Here is a 15,266-nt window from a genome sequence, read left to right on the forward strand (position 1 = left end):
GTTACGAGCCAGCGACTTCCATCGCAATGGAAGCGTAGACCCGTGATGCATTCTCCAGTTCGGACACCGTCACCCACTCGCCGATTGTGTGGGCCACGCTGAAATCGCCAGGTCCGTATATCACCGATGGAATTCCCCGTTTGACGAAGTGGGTCATGTCGCAATTGGCCGTAAGACCTGTGAGTTCGGGCCTGCGTCCGTATACCCGTTCAATCGCTGCAGCAGCGAGCTCGACCATCGGGTGATCGGGGCGGGTTTCTGACGCCACTCCGGTTGTTGGAACGAGCCGGTCGATGCGGACCCGGCCGCCCAGCGCAGGCAGACCGGCGATGATCTGCCTGATCTCCTGCAGAGCATCTTCTTCCGCTTCACCGGGAATCAGCCGGCGATCAATCAGCGCCTCGCAGCGATCGGGAATCATCGACTCCTTGATTCCCCCGTTGATGACCGTGACGGACAGGGTCGACTGCCCCGTCAACGGATGGAGCCGCTTCGTCAGCTCCTGCTCGGCAAAGTCTTCAAGTGCCATCAGCGTGCGCACCATGAGGGACACTGCGTTGACGCCGAGGTGGGGTGTTGAAGAATGGGCCGAAACCCCTTCGGCCGCCAGCACCGGACGTATGCTGCCGCGGTGCGCGACCGCCAAGTTGCCGGCGGTTGCCTCGCCGATCACCGCCAGATCGCCGTGCAGATTATCCGGCAGATTGCGGGCTCCAAGGCTTGCCGCCTCTTCATCCACAACCGCCGCAAGCACAATGTCTCCCGGAAGGTGCGCTCCGGATGCGGCGATCGCTTCGACAGCGGCCATCATGGCTGCCAGGGGCCCCTTCGCATCCATAACGCCCCGGCCGTAGACCCGTTCACCCTTGCGAAGCAGGGTGAACGGGTCGGAACTCCAGCCTTCGCCGGCCGGCACGACATCCATATGTGTATTCAGAATAATCGTTCGCCCGCCGCCTGCGCCTTTCAGGCGCGCGATCACATTCGGCCTTCCCGGCTCTATCTCCTGAAGCTCGACTTCGCAGCCCGCTTTCCGCATGACTTTGGCGACATATGCCGCCGCGTCTCCTTCCGTACCGCCTGGGTTCACGCTCTGAAAGCCGATCAGATCCGCCAGCAGCTGGATGACCCGCTCGGAGCGGATCACCGGCTCCACCATACGAAGGCCTTCGCTCATAACGATTTCACCATCCCGCCGTCTACCAGCAGTGTCTGTCCCGTTACATAGCTCGCTCCGTCCGAGCACAGGAACGCCACCACGCGGGCAAATTCATCCGGTTGCCCGTAACGCCCGAGTGGAATCTGCCTCTCGCTCTGCGCCTTTATTGCTTCAGGTTCAACTCCTGCCTTGTCCGCCCGAATACGGTCCAGGGAACGGACTCGATCCGTGTCGATCCGGCCCGGAGCTACCGTATTCACCCGGATGCCGTACGGGGCAAGCTCCTCTGCCAGCGTCTTGCTGAGTCCGGCCACGCCGGTCCGCATCACATTGGAGAGGGTCAGACCGGGAATGGGCTGCTTGACCGAGGATGAAGCCAGATTGACGATTGCGCCGCCCTGTTCCTTCAAATGCGGAAGCGCATCCCGGATGAGACGGACCACACTCAATACGGTAAGCTCATAGGCATACTTCCAGTCTTCCTCTTTGAGTGACTCGAAGTTCCCGGCGGGTGGCCCCCCTGCGTTGGTGACCAGAACGTGCAGACCGCCAAAAGCGGAGAACGTTTCTTCAACGCAGCGGGACAAGTCGGAAGCGGAGCAGACGTCGGCCTGAAGGCCAAGTGAGGGCATTCCCGTTTCGGCGGTGATTTCCGCAGCTGTGTCTTCAGCCTCCGCGGCATTACGGCTGAACAGCGCTACCTTCGCTCCACCACGTGCCAGCTCGAAGGCCACGGCACGGCCAAGACCCTTGCTTGCCGCCGCTACCAGCGCGGTTTTTCCTGCGAATTGTCCGCTCATGCGTTTCCCCCCTTCGCTAGGGTCAGCTCCCGCGGCAGCTTGGTCAGCACTTCGCAGCCGGTTTCAGTTACCAGAATCGTTTCACTGAATCCGACGCCGTAGTGGTTAGGAACGCGGAGGGCCGGCGGGATGTGGAACACCATGCCCGGCAGCAGCACGCGCGAATCGTCCCGCTGGAGGCTCATAATATGGCCTTCCCCCCAATCCGGAGCAAAAGCGACGCCAATCGAGTAACCGGTTCTTTTGCGGAACTGCTCGTACAGTCCTGCTCTCTCGATAGTTCCCCGGCAGGCTTCATCCACCTCTCCGGCCGTAACGCCCGGCCGGATGACCTCAAGCGCGGCGTTCAAAGAAGCGATGCATACCCCGGTCACCCGCTTGATCTCATCGGTTGGCGTACCGGTATAGGCAGCCCGCATCAACGCGCCGTGGTACCGGTTGCGGGCGCCGGCCACTTCCAGCAGAAGTGTCTCTCCGTCACCAATAACCTTGTGCCCCCATGCGGCATGCATATTGCCTGAACGGAAGCCGGAGGAAATAAACGGCTCCATCCCCAGATACTCGCCCCCGGCCAAAATCATGGCGGAGAACATCGCCGCGGCAGCCTCATCTTCATTCACCCCGGCCCGGATTGCGTCCAGCCCGGCCTGCATCGAACGGTCGGCCACCGTGCAGGCTTCACGAATGTAAGCAATTTCTGCCGGGGATTTGATGACTCTGAAAGCCTCAATTGTTCCTTGAGCATCCGTGAGTTTGAAACCGCCAAGCATCTTCTCAAGCTTCTGATAGCTCCGGACAGGCAGGAACCAGGAGCCGGTCTCCAGGCCGAGTGCGCCGGGAGCGATGCTGAGCTCTCTTACCGTATCTGCGGTCAGGGCGACCGGATCATTTGTATCGTCATACGTTCTGACTTGGCTTTCAGGCAGCCAGCTGTAGGTTTGAACGTTGGAAAGCTCGCCTCTCCGAAGCACGAGCACCGGGTCGCCGGAAACCGGAACGACCAGGCATTGGTACATATAATAGCCCGGACTCTGGTAGCCGGTCAGATAAAAAATATTTTCAGGGGTATGAATCAGCATGCCGTTCAGCCCCTTGAGTCCCAACTCGCTTTGTACGTTATGAAGACGGGAGTGAAATTCGTTCCTGGAAAATATCAATGATGTGCTGCCCAATATTGTCTACCTCTCTTCCTGGCCTCATATTTCAAGCCTGATAGCCGTAAGTGTCCATTCTTAAATCTCTTAAATACGGGATCTGCCTCGAACATTCCGCCGCTTCGTTAAGATCGATTTCCAGCACCTGCATAGCCTCTTCATTCAGATCCCCGTTCAGAATCAGATCGCCCCGCGGATTCGCGAGCTTATTGTTGCCGAACAACCGCAGACCGCCTTCGCTGCCTACTCCGTTGATGCCGGCCACAAAGCAAGTGTTTTCAAGTGCCCTTGCCGGAAAATAAATGTCCCACCTGTGCTTGTCTTCCAGTGAAAACGCCGATGGCGTTACAATCAGCTTCACCCCTTGCAGAGCAAGGGTACGCGCCGCTTCCGGGAACCCTGCATCGTAACAAATCAGGACGCCAAGCTTGCCAAAATCGAGCTCATACGGAGCACAAATATCGCCGGGTTTAAAATACTTTCTTTCATCCTCCCAGAGATGAACCTTGCTGTAAGTGCCCGCAATGGCTCCGCTCCGGTCTATGATAACGGCGCCATTGGCAGTCCCGCCCTCGCTCTGTTTAAGGGCCATCGGAATTACAATGTTGATGTTGTGCGTCTGGGCGGCTTCCCGGAACGCCCAGACGGTCGGGCCGTCGATATCCTCGGCCAGCTCATGATAGCGGTGGCTGATCACGTCGGTATTGTACCCGGTGACGAACAGCTCCGGGAACACGATCAGACCGGCCCCCTGCCGCGAAGCCTGTTCAACGAACCTCAGGCCTTTCCGGACATTCGCGGCAACATCCATCAGCGCGCTTTCGAACTGCACCAGCGCCAGTTTAACGGTTTCCAAGCGCTTCACTCCTTAAGCATATGAATTCTATCTATTTGCTTCATCAGTACTGTGTGATCTGGTTAAGGAACTGCTTCAGACGGGGATGTTTACCGGCTTCTCCAAGCTGTGAAGAAGGCAGATCCTCGACAACCTTCCCCTGGTCCATAAAAATGATTCGGTCGCCTACCCGGCGAGCAAATTCCATTTCATGCGTGACGATGACGACCGTCATTCCGTCTCTGGCCAGATCGGAGATGACGTCCAGTACCTCGGCTGTCATCTCAGGATCAAGAGCCGAGGTAGGCTCGTCGAACAGCATCAGCTTCGGATTCATGGCGAGCGCCCGCGCAATGGCGATGCGCTGCTGCTGCCCTCCGGAAAGCTGTTCAGGATAATGCTCCGCCCGGTCTCTCAGACGTACTCGTTCCAGCAGCTGAACCGCGCGCGACCGGACTTCCTGCTCTTTTTCGCCCCGCACCACTCTCGGAGCCAGCATAATATTCTGGATCGCGTTCAAATGCTGAAACAGATCAAACGATTGAAAAACCATGCCGATCTCCGCTTTTGCGTGCCGTGAACCGTTGACGTCCTGCCCATTGTACAGGATTTGTCCGCCGTTGATGGGCTCAAGCCCCGCTACACAACGCAGCAGCGTTGACTTGCCGGAACCGGAAGGCCCGATAATTACCACCCGTTCTCCCTCATGAATATCGAAAGAGACCTCTTTTAGGATCGGATCGCCATGGTATTGCTTGGACACCTGCTCGATTTGCAGCACAATGTTGACCTCCTTCCATGATCAGGTTATAGGATTGACTTCCCGCGCTTCATCAGCGAGAACAAGGGGGATTTGCGGTTTCGTGAACGGGTGATATCCATCCGCCGCTCGAGGTAAGATTGCACAAGTGTGAACAGCGCCGTAAAGGCAAGATAATAAATAACGGCCGCGATCAGCGTATCCACGTAATCAAAGTTGGCGCTCGCAGTCTGTTGGGCGGTCAACAGCAGATCGGTATAGCCTACAACCGAGGCCATCGCCGAGGTCTTTAGCATGCCGATAAACTGGTTGGCCGTCGGCGGTACGATGACGCGAAACGCCTGGGGAAGAACGACGTATCTCATCCGCTGCCAGTTGTTCATGCCAAGGGCGTTGGCGGCGCGATGCTGCCCTTTACCCACCGACGCGAGGCCGGAACGGACGATTTCCGCCATATAGGCCGCCTCGTTGAGCGCGAGTGCGACGAATGCCGACTGGAACCCGGTCAGCCTGATTCCGAACTGGGGCAGCGCCGTGTACACAAAGATTAGCTGAACCATCACAGGAATTCCGCGAAAAATCCATATATAGGAGGTTGCCAAGCCCTGCAGAAGCTTCCACCTTGACATTTTGGCAAGCGCAATGATGAATCCAAGAAGGACAGCGACAATCTGTGACACCAGCGTGAGCTTCATCGTATTTATGGCTCCATCCAGAAAAGCACGGGACCCGAGATACGCCCAAACGCCTTCTGCAAATTCCATTTTCTAACCTCCTTATTACAGCTTCCGCCGGATTCGGGCGGGATAAAATCCGTTAACGCAAATCCGGCGGCTGTGTTATTCAGAGTGCTGTATGTTACTTGAAATAACTCATCTCAGCCGGCAAATGGTACTTTTCCATCAATTGTTTATAGGTGCCGTTCTCAACGACTTTCTTCAGCGCTGCTTCAATCGCCGTTTTCGTTTCAGTGTCACCCTTGCGAACGGCGATTCCGATCTTCGTATCCGCGCCGAAGGAGCCGGCGATTTCGAATACGCCCGGTTTCTCCTCTTGCAGATAGGCGGCTCCCGGAGAAGAGTGGAGGAATGCGTCGGCACGGCCCTGCTCGGTTGCAAGTACGGCGTCATTGGCAGTTGGAAGTGCCAGGATTTTAATTTCCGGCTTGTCGGCCTGCTTCAGTTTTACATTGTGCTCGCGCACGTTGATTTCCTCAACAGCTCCGCGTGTTACAGCGACGGTGTAACCGGACAAATCATCCATGCTTTTAATACCGTGCGGATTGCCGCTCTTCACGACGATCGAATCGGCAAGTCCCATATAAGGGATGAAATCCACTTGTTCTTCCCGCTCAGGCTTGATATACATTGCGGAATTGATAATGTCGATCCGTTTGCCTTGCAGCGCCGGAATCAGACCGTCGAAGTTCATCGACTGGATCTTGGCCTCCACGCCCATTTCCTTCGCAATCGCTTGTCCCAGTTCAATATCGAAGCCGGTGAACTCATTGTTCAACATGTATTCGAAAGGAGGGAACGTAGCGGCCGTGCCATAGGTCAGAACCCCTTTTTCGACCAAAAAAGACGGGGCAGCGGCCGATGCCGTCTCTTGCGGATTGCTGCTTCCGGCCGGGGAAGAGGCCTGTCCTCCGTTTGCACCGTTTGTCCCGGAGCACGCGCTCAACACCGCAACCATCAGTACCAACATCGCACAAACAAGCATCTTGGTGTTTTTCATCATCACGTTTACCTCTCCTCACTGTTCTCGTTGTTATGCATTACACTTAGTACGACTTGCTGAGTCTTCCTATTGTGTTCTACCAGGAAACGGCTGGCTTCCTCCGCCTGCCTGTGGGTCATGAGCTCCACCAGCCGGCGATGCTCGTTAAGGGAACCGTCAACCATTCCGGGCTGGATTAAAAGAATACGGCGGTAGCGCTCGCTCTGCTCCCATAACCGTTCAATGATCGACAACAGCACCGGACGCTGCGCGAGACTGTAAATGAATAGATGAAACTCGCGGTTGGCGGCCAGGATGGCTTCAGTATCGGGGTTTCGGTGATTGGCCAGGTCCTCCTGTTTTTGAATCATGTTGTTAAGAAGGGTGACATCCTCCGGCTTCAGCAGCTCTGTCGCAAGTTGTACGGCCAATCCTTCCAGATTACAACGCACCAGATAAATATCCTCGAGATGCTGCGCCGACAACGGGGTAACCGTTACGCCCCTGTGTGAATGCAGCAGTACCAGGTCCTGGGCCGCCAGCTTGTCCAGGGCGCTGCGGACCGGCATTTTGCTCACCCCGAGGCGGGAGGCGACAGCATCTTGGTCGATTCGCTCCCCGGGCGCCAATTCGCCGGATAGCACCCACTGCTTCAGAATGGAGTACACATGCTCCGACGCGGTTACAAAGGTTGGAATTCTACTCAATCATTCAGCATCTCCTTTCGTGAAATTTCAAGATCAAAGATTTGATCAAATATCAACGATCAATGATGACCTGTGACATAGGTCACATTGTAAAGGGTGTTTCGATGACCTGTCAATAAAAATATCTCAAATTGTTAATATAACTGACATTAAACCGAAATATCTTCCATGAAGTCGAAAATATAAAGATTTTGTCGATATTTTGTTGCCAATCGAGCTCATATATGACTATAATTACAGTGAAATTTGATCAAATATCAGTCATCTATCCAATTTTTCGGTTCGAAAATCTATTTTTCGTGACCCACACATCTGATATGTTATAATTTCTTACATAATGTCGAGCAAAAAAACGAGGTGTCAGCTATGCTTATTTCACAAATTGATGTGTTCAGATATGACCTTCCGCTCTCTCCGCCATTCACCCATTCCTCCTCCGGGACCGTCACACATCTGAAAGAAATCTATCTGCGCATTACAGCTGATTCGGGCGTCTGCGGCTGGAGCGAAGTTCGCGGCAACTGCGAATATGTTACCGGCGACACGCCCGAACGGGTCGCGGCCGTTCTTACCCACACACTTGGCCCTGCATTGCTCGGAAAGCCCGTGATGAACAGAAATAGGATCAACGCCGGGCTGGACAGGCTGATTAACGGAAACAGCGCGGCCCGCGCCGCAGTCGACATTGCGCTGCTGGATCTCACGGGCAAGCTGTTGAAAGTGTCTGCAGCCGAACTTCTGGGGGGACGGATGCGTGATTCCATCCCTAGCGACGCTACAATTGCCTTCGGCACACCGGATGAAGCCGAGGAGGAGGCCGCCCGGTATTTGCAGGACGGCTTTCGGACCATTAAGCTGAGAGTCGGCCCGGACCGGGCCGGGGACCTTGAACGGGTTCGGCGGGCGAGAGCCGTTATTGAGTCGTTCGGGCTTGGCGGAGAAGTCCTTTTGTGTGTCGATGCCAATCAGGGATGGACGCCCAAGCAAGCGGTCCTTCGCTTAAGAGAATTTGAAGCACTCGGCGTAGAGTGGGTGGAACAGCCCGTACCCGCCGATGACTTCTCCGGTCTGAAGCAGGTTCGGCAGCAAACCCGAGCCGCCGTTGTAGCCGACGAGAGCTGCCGTACGTGCGCGGATGTCGCCCGGATTGCCGCTGAAGGCGCAGCCGATATTGTCCATTTAAAGCTCGTAAAGGCAGGATCGGTCGTAAACCTGCAGCGGATGATGGCAGTTGCCGAATCCTTCGGCATCCCGTATATGTTGGGGCAAATGGACGAGGGGCGGCTCGCTACGGCCGCATTGCTGCAAATCGCATCGGCTTCGCGAGCCAGCCACTTTGAAGTGTGGGGATTTCAGCGGGTCCGTCCCGAAGACGATCCCGCAGGAGTGCTTACGGTATTGAACGGGGCTGTCTCCGTTCCCGTAGGTTTCGGGCTGGGGGTCACCGTCGATGAATCCCGCTTGACACGGATTGCCTGCTTGTCCGCAGATGCAACATAAACGGCTCTTTGAGCTTCGGGATGCGAATATAAATACAAACAGCAAGCCTCCGAACGGTCGGTAGCTTGCTGTTTGTATTTTCGGTTCCTGGCGGCTGATTATTGAAACTTCAAAAATGATCTTTCCGAACAAACTGATAGTATGATCGGTTCTGACATCCTTCTAAAATCAGTTAGTGATTATTCCACTTTGGGCAGAATTTCCATATAAACTTTTCTCTGAATGATGCCCTCCCGTTCAAGCTCCCGTAACTGGAGTGTAAGCATGAACCCTATTATAAGTAGGGGCATCTACTCAGACGGATGGCGGAATAGGGGAACAACGGCAGATATACCGTTGTTTTGCACGCCGAGGCCGGAAATGGCTGCAACAACAGTAAAAATGCCGTTGTTAGGCGCATCATAGCCGGAAATAGCTGAAACAACAGCAAAAGTGCAGCCGTTGTTTCAGCACTGGGGCCTCCGGGGGCGCCGGATAGCTGCTTCAATGCGTTCCGCGCAGATTGAAGTTTACTCAAAAGCTCTCCAGCAGCTTGGTCAGCTCGTCCTTAAAGGCTGGCCGATTGGGGTATTCGGCCAGCAGTGAATTCGCGACCAGTTCAGCAGTCGCGGAACCGGCGGCATTGCGGAGCTTCCGGATGGTCCCGCAGACCTGCCGGTAGTGATTGCGCGTAGAAGATTCAGCAGCAGACTGCTTGATATAAGACTGGAAAATGGCGACCACCTCCTGAAGGTGGTCGGCCAGAAGATGCGGATAATATTCTTCAATCTCCCTTGGATGCTCATGCACATACTTCAGCAGCCGGTCGAATTCTTTCTCCTGTATCAAGAGCTTCGTGTATACATTATTCCACGACCAGCGCTGCTCCAGTCTGTCCAATATCGCGTTATAGATTGGCGGCCACTCCGCAGCCGGATACGCAGATTTAACGGCAGGATAGTAGGATAAATCTCCATCACATAGCAGCTCCATGCCGAGATCCCGCTGAGCCAGTGCATTTCCCGACAACTTATAGGCTTCATACCGCAGTTCCTTCCATTTCTTAAGAGGTCCTGGCAAATGGTTCGCATTATCCAGCGCTTCCCCTTCTTCAGCTAAGCGAATCGCTTCATCATACCGGGCGGCGTCGAGCGCAAGACGGATAGCTTGCTCGCGGAAGGAGGAGTATTGCAGGTTGTTGTACAGATAATCCTGCAATTCTTCACCACTGTCCTGCCTATTTAGCTGTTCCAGACGGATTTCAGCTACGCCGGACGCGAAGTACTGACTGCTCCAGGAGCTTGTATCGGAGCTTTGACCTAACAGCTCAGCTTGTTCATCCCACAGCGCTTGCAAATCCTCTGAAACGGCCAGCTCGTTAGCACATCGGAGCAAATCAAGCTGCCAGTCCGGCCATCCGTCAATTTCCGGATGCTGCGTCATGTCCAGTACCAGATGAAACAGCGTCTCTGCAGTCTCTGGCGGCAGCTGCTCTCCTAGCTGTGCAACCTCAAAGATACGATCCAGACTGTCCTCAATCATGCCGCTCACGGTGCCGTCCGAATCATCGGAGGCTTGAAGAAGTTCCAGCATTTCTTCAAGGATGCACAGGTTGATTCGCACCGCCTGGAGCGGATTATTTTCTTCAAAGACCTGAACTGCTTTGGCAGCGACCAGTTCGGCGCCCTGCAGAGCCTTGTCCACTTTTCCCCAGCCCACAAACCCATGCTTGTCCGCATACAGGTTAATATAAGAGCGGATCAAATCCCGATAGTCTCCAATTCCATCACTGTTCTGAGCGTCGGATAAGTAGATCCGGATTATCTGCTCTGTCTGTTCCGAAGCCAGTGCCAGGGATAAGAGCAGGGAGACCAGCTCGCTTTTGCCCTTCATTTCCAGCATCTGCTGCAGACTTGCAGCCGGGGCTGATTCGAATCCGGCGGGGCTGGCGTTTTCCTGTAAATGGTCCCTTAGATACATCAGCACCGCGGCTTGGTGTTTACAGATTGCATCCATATCATATGGACAACTGCATGAGGATGAAAGCACCTTATCCTGTTCTCCAAGCTGCACCAGCACTTCGTAAAGCTCAGTTCCGGCGAATCGTGCCCGGTAGAGACCGGGCTTCAACTCACGTACGGACTCCACATAGCCGGAGCGGAGGTAGTGCTCTCCTCTTGCCATAATCACACTGCTAATGCTTCTGCTCAGATCAGCCAGGTTCATGTACCGTTCACTCCTATTCAAGCGGGGTTTATAGATGCAGGGAAGAGGCGTTCCATTCATCCCAGAGATCAAGTTCATAGAGCACATCTTTAAAGCTCCGGAAGGCTTGTATCCATTGAGTCATCAACCAGCTTCCCCTCCGGGTCCGATTCCGTTTGATATGCAAATGCCCGGAGGAATGACTCAAATATACGAGAACAAGTTCGTCCATCAGCGTCATGATGAAACCACTGTCCCTCTGTAATGTTTATCCCAATTATATCAAAGTTAACGGCGCTTGGTTCACACCAAAAAAGCCGCCGGGAGCTCCCGGCAGCCTTGACTAAACTTGTACCCTTACTTGCCAGTCCACTGATGGTCGCCCGACAGATATTTCTCGGTGAGCACGGACAGCAGCTGGATGCCCACTTCATTCTGCCCGCCTTCGGGGATAATCAGGTCGGCATATTTTTTGGATGGCTCGATAAAAGCTTCATGCATCGGTTTGACCGTAGTTAAATACTGGGTATGAATGGAACGGATGGTCCGTCCGCGCTCCTCGATATCCCGCAGCACACGGCGGAGGATGCGCACATCCGGGTCCGTATCGACAAAAACCTTAATATTAAGCTGCTCGCGGAGCTGCTCGTCGGAGAGGACATGCAGCCCTTCCACGATGACGATGTTGTTCGGCAGCAGTTCAACGGTTTTGTCGGTAGAGCGGGCATGAATAGTGAAATCATACACCGGGGCATAGGCAGCCTGTCCGGCCTTGAGGCAATCCAAATGCTCGATCAGCAGCCCGTTGTCAAAAGCAAGCGGGTGATCATAATTGATCGCTCCGCGCTCCTCGAAGCTGAGGTACGAATGGTCTTTATAATAGTTATCCTGAGATATGAACGTCACTTTATCTGTTCCCAAACGGTCAATGACGGAGCGCGCTACCGTCGTTTTGCCGGAGCCGGTCCCGCCGGCGATACCAATAATGAGCATGGTGTTATAATAAACCTCCCTAAGCGATTGCCTTTGCAATTTCAATATTGTAGCACAGCGGTGCATTAATTTCATCTGAACAGCAGGGACAAAACGTGAACTTTCGAAAAAAAGAGGATTTGCGGCAGAAAATGATATAATTTTCTCAGATTGGTTAGACGCAGGCAGGTTAGAGAGGAGAAGTAGAGCATGGATATCAGCAAAACATTAAGGGATGAGGGCAAATCGTTATCGGAAGCTTTTAACGCTGCACCTGTGCAGCTGGGAGGCCACGGCAAACGGGAGGTCCGGGTGCTGAAGGAGGCTTTTGCCGGGGCTGGAGACCATGTGGCCAGTGATATGTACGGTGCAGGGGAAGTGATCGAGGAATTTCAGGCGGAGATGGCGGAGGTGCTGGGGAAGGAGGCGGCTGTGTTTTTTCCCAGCGGCACGATGGCGCAGCAGATTGCGCTTAGAATCTGGAGTGACCGCAAGGGCAGCAGGCGCGTAGCGTACCATCCGCTGTGCCACTTGGAAATTCATGAGCAGGATGGGTTAAAAGAACTGCATCACCTGCAGCCGCTGCTGCTCGCGGAAAAAGATCGTCTGATTACACTCGAAGATGTACAAAACATGGGTGCCGGGATCGCCTGCCTCCTGCTGGAGCTGCCGCAGCGCGAGATTGGCGGACAGCTGCCGGAATATGCGGAGCTTGAAGCAATATCCGCCTATTGCCGCGGGCAGGGCATTATGCTGCATCTGGACGGTGCGCGCTTGTTTGAAGTGCTGCCGTACTACGGCAAAACTGCCGCTGAAGTCTGTAGCCTGTTTGACAGCGTATATATTTCTTTTTATAAAGGCATTGGCGGAATCGCCGGGGCTATTCTTGCGGGAAGCGCCGATTTTACCGGGGAATCGAAGATTTGGAAACGGCGGCATGGCGGCGACCTGATCAGCCTGTATCCATACATCATTCCTTCCAGGTACTATTACCGCCAAAGGGTGGATAAGATGGGGCAATATTATACGGACGCTAAGGAGCTTGCGGAGCGGTTCAACGCCTGCCATAAGGTTGTCACCCTGCCGGAAGTGCCGGTGTCGAATATGTTCCATGTGCATTTTGCCCTGTCCCGGGAGCAGGTCGAACCGGTTCTGATCACAGTCAGCGAAGAGACCGGTGTCGGATTTACCCCGCGTCTGAAGGAAACCGGCGAGTTCTCCTGTGCTTACGAATTGAACATTGGAGATTTGTACAGCGGCATTCCCAAGGTGCAGCTGGAAGCGGCGTTCGGGCTGCTGGATCGACTGCTGAAGGAGGCGTAGTAGAGCTGGCTGCACTTTGAAGACAACCCTTCTCCGCTTCGTAAGTGGAGCTGTTTTTTTATTTATGGTATTCATCCTCTGACTTGACCATTTGCAGGCTGTATTTTGGATATCGCTTCTCTAAGTCCCACAAGGCAGACCTATATTTACCATTCTTCTGGTTATCAGGTTCGATAACTTGCTTCAATACACTTTCCATAAGGAATCTGAGGTCCGCAAGGCTCTTTCCTTGGGGATGTTCAGCTTTTTATCGACGAATGTTCCAATTACACCAAGTCGACGTATATACTATTTCAATGTGATGGTAAAACAAAAGACACCTATTTTGAGGTGTCTTTTTACTTTATCCGATGGATATGGGTATTAATCTACCGGTTCAGCAATGCCCGGACAAACGATACACGCAGGAGCTGCTTTTTCATCAGCTTGGTGCGGAACTGGCGCTTCAATTGGCTGTAAGCCTTAGGGCAGTGGTCGCTGGCCCAGCTGTACATGGACTTGAAGTCGGTGTGGCTTTTGGCGGAATTCATCAGGTAGTACGAAATGGTGTCATACACGTTGTGGTTGAACCATTCGTTCATTTCCGTCTTGCTGTAGCCGTAGCGTTCGATGGCCATGTTGCGGATCAGCCGTTTTTCCTCCAGATTCTCGATCAGGAAGGACTGGCTGAGGTTAAAGGTAATATTGTTTCCATGAATCCGGTACACTCCGGCAAAGGTGTCGATAAACCCGGCATCCCCGATCAGCAGGGCGCGCAGGTAGATGGAGGCGTCGTTGACCATGTTCATGTTCAGGATGTCCATTTTCATCAGCGTGTCTCTTTTGAAGATGGCCGTCAGGGTAGAAGCTGGTTTGGGATAGCCTTTTTGTTCAAAATTTTTGAAGTAGGCCTCCTTCGGGATAATCCGGCTTAAGCGCAGGCTGGACGGTTTCAGCTGTTCCGTCTTCGAATACTCCAGGAACACATTCGCGGCCACAAAAGCGATCTCCGGATGCTGCTGGTGAAAATAGACAGCTTTGCTGAAATAGCTGCGGTCAATCAGATAATCATCATCATCCAGGAAAAGCGTATATTCTCCGTCGCCATGGGCTTCAAGAGCCTTGCGCCGATTATGGCCCGGGCCCTGGTTAGTCTCGTTCTGCATGAAAATCACCCGCGGATCATCGCCGAAGCTCCGGCTCATGAGTTCTGCTGTGCCATCGCTGGAGCAGTCGTCGATCACCGTGATCTCTTTATGGGGGTAATCCTGCTGCAGGATGCTCTGAACGGCCTGGTGCAGGAATTCTTTTCTATTATAAGTAGTGATAATTACACTGACCTTGGGGAGGGTAGAAGGGGCGGCAGAGGAAGGAAAAAGAATCTCCTGCTCTCCGCGGTCCGCTCTTAGCTCAGCAAGACCTTTCATCAATTCAAGGATATTCACGGCCTGAATGTTGAATTGCCGGGACAAGTAATAATCCAGTGCGTCCTCCGATGCCCGCTGCGACAGGTAGGCCTCAATCACCCCGGCCAGATTTTCAAGGTTCTCCCGGACCCCGGCGCCGGCTTCGCTGCCTATGCGGTCCCTGCATCTCCGTATAAGCTCTTCGCTGGACAGCGCCCCGGCGGGCGGATGCTGTATATCTTCGTTGAGCTGGTTCAGCAGGCGGTATCCGGCCTGGTGCAGTTCCTCGCTGTGAGCCATAAATAGACCTCCTCAAAGTTTTGTAAGGTTAAGCTTCCTTGTATCTCCGTCGTACAAAACTTACTTCGTAAGCATGAGCTAAGTTTTATGTCCGCCTATGGATTGGATTAGTGGGATTTTCTACACTTAATTTCGCCGGAGCAGGGGGGCTGTAAATGCGAAGTGGAAAAAGTACACCTAAATCAGCGCAAATAGGCTAGTTTTGGCGATATGGCAGGAATTAACGTTACTTTTTCCACTTAAATCTCAAAAAAGCGCTGAAAACGGAAAATTAAGTTCCTTTTTTCCACTTAACGGGGGATTAGGAGGATGGGACGCAGGCTAAAAGTTGGTCACGACTAGCCGCCCCCACGACGGGGGCCCCACAACTAACTACTATCGCAACTAGTAGCCTCACGACTATCTATCTCCGCGACGACTTGAGTCCCCACGCCAGCTATCTTACGTCTGGCGTTCCCACGGCATGTG

General features: G+C 53.8%; 13 protein-coding genes and 1 pseudogene. 2 read left to right on the top strand and 12 right to left on the bottom strand.

What is annotated here, in order from left to right; translation table 11 throughout:
* Position 1: 1 nt before the first annotated feature.
* The 8 genes from PRIO_RS01650 to PRIO_RS01685 all read right to left on the bottom strand — a co-directional run bounded on the left by PRIO_RS01650 (position 2) and on the right by PRIO_RS01685 (position 7,134).
* A complete protein-coding gene (locus PRIO_RS01650; protein WP_081487103.1) occupies positions 2 to 1,177 on the bottom strand; it encodes a M20 family metallopeptidase in 1,176 nt (391 codons plus the stop codon).
* The gene (locus PRIO_RS01655) at positions 1,174 to 1,959 is read right to left on the bottom strand and encodes an SDR family oxidoreductase (protein ID WP_020426522.1); all 786 of its coding nucleotides are present in this window, start codon (positions 1,957 to 1,959) and stop codon (positions 1,174 to 1,176) included. Before PRIO_RS01655 ends, PRIO_RS01650 begins: the two co-directional genes overlap by 4 nt.
* Positions 1,956 to 3,116, bottom strand: coding sequence for a M24 family metallopeptidase (locus PRIO_RS01660; protein ID WP_051010601.1), 1,161 nt, complete (start codon positions 3,114 to 3,116; stop codon positions 1,956 to 1,958). Before PRIO_RS01660 ends, PRIO_RS01655 begins: the two co-directional genes overlap by 4 nt.
* A gap of 46 nt (positions 3,117 to 3,162) precedes the next feature.
* Positions 3,163 to 3,969 (bottom strand): nitrilase-related carbon-nitrogen hydrolase, encoded by an 807-nt coding sequence (locus PRIO_RS01665; protein ID WP_020426520.1) that lies wholly within the window; start codon positions 3,967 to 3,969, stop codon positions 3,163 to 3,165.
* A gap of 43 nt (positions 3,970 to 4,012) precedes the next feature.
* Positions 4,013 to 4,729: an amino acid ABC transporter ATP-binding protein gene (locus PRIO_RS01670; RefSeq protein WP_020426519.1), complete on the bottom strand. Its 717-nt coding sequence runs from the start codon at positions 4,727 to 4,729 to the stop codon at positions 4,013 to 4,015.
* Positions 4,730 to 4,755: 26 nt separating this feature from the next.
* Positions 4,756 to 5,472 carry an amino acid ABC transporter permease gene (locus PRIO_RS01675; RefSeq protein WP_020426518.1) on the bottom strand — a complete coding sequence of 239 codons (717 nt, stop codon included), beginning with the start codon at positions 5,470 to 5,472 and terminating at the stop codon, positions 4,756 to 4,758.
* A gap of 94 nt (positions 5,473 to 5,566) precedes the next feature.
* The gene (locus PRIO_RS01680; RefSeq protein ID WP_020426517.1) at positions 5,567 to 6,448 is read right to left on the bottom strand and encodes an ABC transporter substrate-binding protein; all 882 of its coding nucleotides are present in this window, start codon (positions 6,446 to 6,448) and stop codon (positions 5,567 to 5,569) included.
* A gap of 5 nt (positions 6,449 to 6,453) precedes the next feature.
* Positions 6,454 to 7,134, bottom strand: coding sequence for a GntR family transcriptional regulator (locus PRIO_RS01685; protein WP_020426516.1), 681 nt, complete (start codon positions 7,132 to 7,134; stop codon positions 6,454 to 6,456).
* Between the two features lie 366 nt (positions 7,135 to 7,500).
* Here PRIO_RS01685 and PRIO_RS01690 point away from each other — a divergent pair, with 366 nt between their 5' ends.
* Positions 7,501 to 8,634 carry a mandelate racemase/muconate lactonizing enzyme family protein gene (locus PRIO_RS01690; protein WP_046500955.1) on the top strand — a complete coding sequence of 378 codons (1,134 nt, stop codon included), beginning with the start codon at positions 7,501 to 7,503 and terminating at the stop codon, positions 8,632 to 8,634.
* Between the two features lie 182 nt (positions 8,635 to 8,816).
* Here the strand turns inward: PRIO_RS01690 and PRIO_RS34535 are convergent.
* From PRIO_RS34535 to udk, 3 genes and pseudogenes are all read right to left on the bottom strand, one after another.
* Positions 8,817 to 8,900 (bottom strand): annotated as a pseudogene (locus PRIO_RS34535) (winged helix-turn-helix transcriptional regulator); the annotation flags it as partial.
* A gap of 247 nt (positions 8,901 to 9,147) precedes the next feature.
* Positions 9,148 to 10,839: an SWIM zinc finger family protein gene (locus PRIO_RS01695; protein WP_020426513.1), complete on the bottom strand. Its 1,692-nt coding sequence runs from the start codon at positions 10,837 to 10,839 to the stop codon at positions 9,148 to 9,150.
* Between the two features lie 336 nt (positions 10,840 to 11,175).
* Positions 11,176 to 11,811, bottom strand: coding sequence for a uridine kinase (gene udk, locus PRIO_RS01705; protein WP_020426511.1), 636 nt, complete (start codon positions 11,809 to 11,811; stop codon positions 11,176 to 11,178).
* 189 nt (positions 11,812 to 12,000) lie between these two features.
* On the opposite strand from udk, the gene PRIO_RS01710 reads away from it, so the two are divergent.
* Positions 12,001 to 13,113 carry a threonine aldolase family protein gene (locus tag PRIO_RS01710; protein WP_020426510.1) on the top strand — a complete coding sequence of 371 codons (1,113 nt, stop codon included), beginning with the start codon at positions 12,001 to 12,003 and terminating at the stop codon, positions 13,111 to 13,113.
* A 368-nt stretch (positions 13,114 to 13,481) separates the two neighbouring features.
* Here PRIO_RS01710 and PRIO_RS33630 read toward each other — a convergent pair whose 3' ends face one another.
* Positions 13,482 to 14,798: a glycosyltransferase family 2 protein gene (locus PRIO_RS33630; protein ID WP_020426509.1), complete on the bottom strand. Its 1,317-nt coding sequence runs from the start codon at positions 14,796 to 14,798 to the stop codon at positions 13,482 to 13,484.
* Positions 14,799 to 15,266: the final 468 nt, after the last annotated feature.

The organism is Paenibacillus riograndensis SBR5 (assembly GCF_000981585.1).
Classification (GTDB): Bacteria; Bacillota; Bacilli; order Paenibacillales; family Paenibacillaceae; genus Paenibacillus_AQ; species Paenibacillus_AQ riograndensis.

Coding starts and splice junctions, on each gene's coding strand:
- PRIO_RS01680 (WP_020426517.1), bottom strand. CDS start 6,448: ATGATGAAAAACACCAAGATGCTTGTTTGTGCGATGTTGGTACTGATG.
- PRIO_RS01690 (WP_046500955.1), top strand. CDS start 7,501: ATGCTTATTTCACAAATTGATGTGTTCAGATATGACCTTCCGCTCTCT.
- PRIO_RS01695 (WP_020426513.1), bottom strand. CDS start 10,839: ATGAACCTGGCTGATCTGAGCAGAAGCATTAGCAGTGTGATTATGGCA.
- PRIO_RS33630 (WP_020426509.1), bottom strand. CDS start 14,798: ATGGCTCACAGCGAGGAACTGCACCAGGCCGGATACCGCCTGCTGAAC.
- PRIO_RS01650 (WP_081487103.1), bottom strand. CDS start 1,177: ATGAGCGAAGGCCTTCGTATGGTGGAGCCGGTGATCCGCTCCGAGCGG.
- udk (WP_020426511.1), bottom strand. CDS start 11,811: ATGCTCATTATTGGTATCGCCGGCGGGACCGGCTCCGGCAAAACGACG.
- PRIO_RS01655 (WP_020426522.1), bottom strand. CDS start 1,959: ATGAGCGGACAATTCGCAGGAAAAACCGCGCTGGTAGCGGCGGCAAGC.
- PRIO_RS01675 (WP_020426518.1), bottom strand. CDS start 5,472: ATGGAATTTGCAGAAGGCGTTTGGGCGTATCTCGGGTCCCGTGCTTTT.
- PRIO_RS01710 (WP_020426510.1), top strand. CDS start 12,001: ATGGATATCAGCAAAACATTAAGGGATGAGGGCAAATCGTTATCGGAA.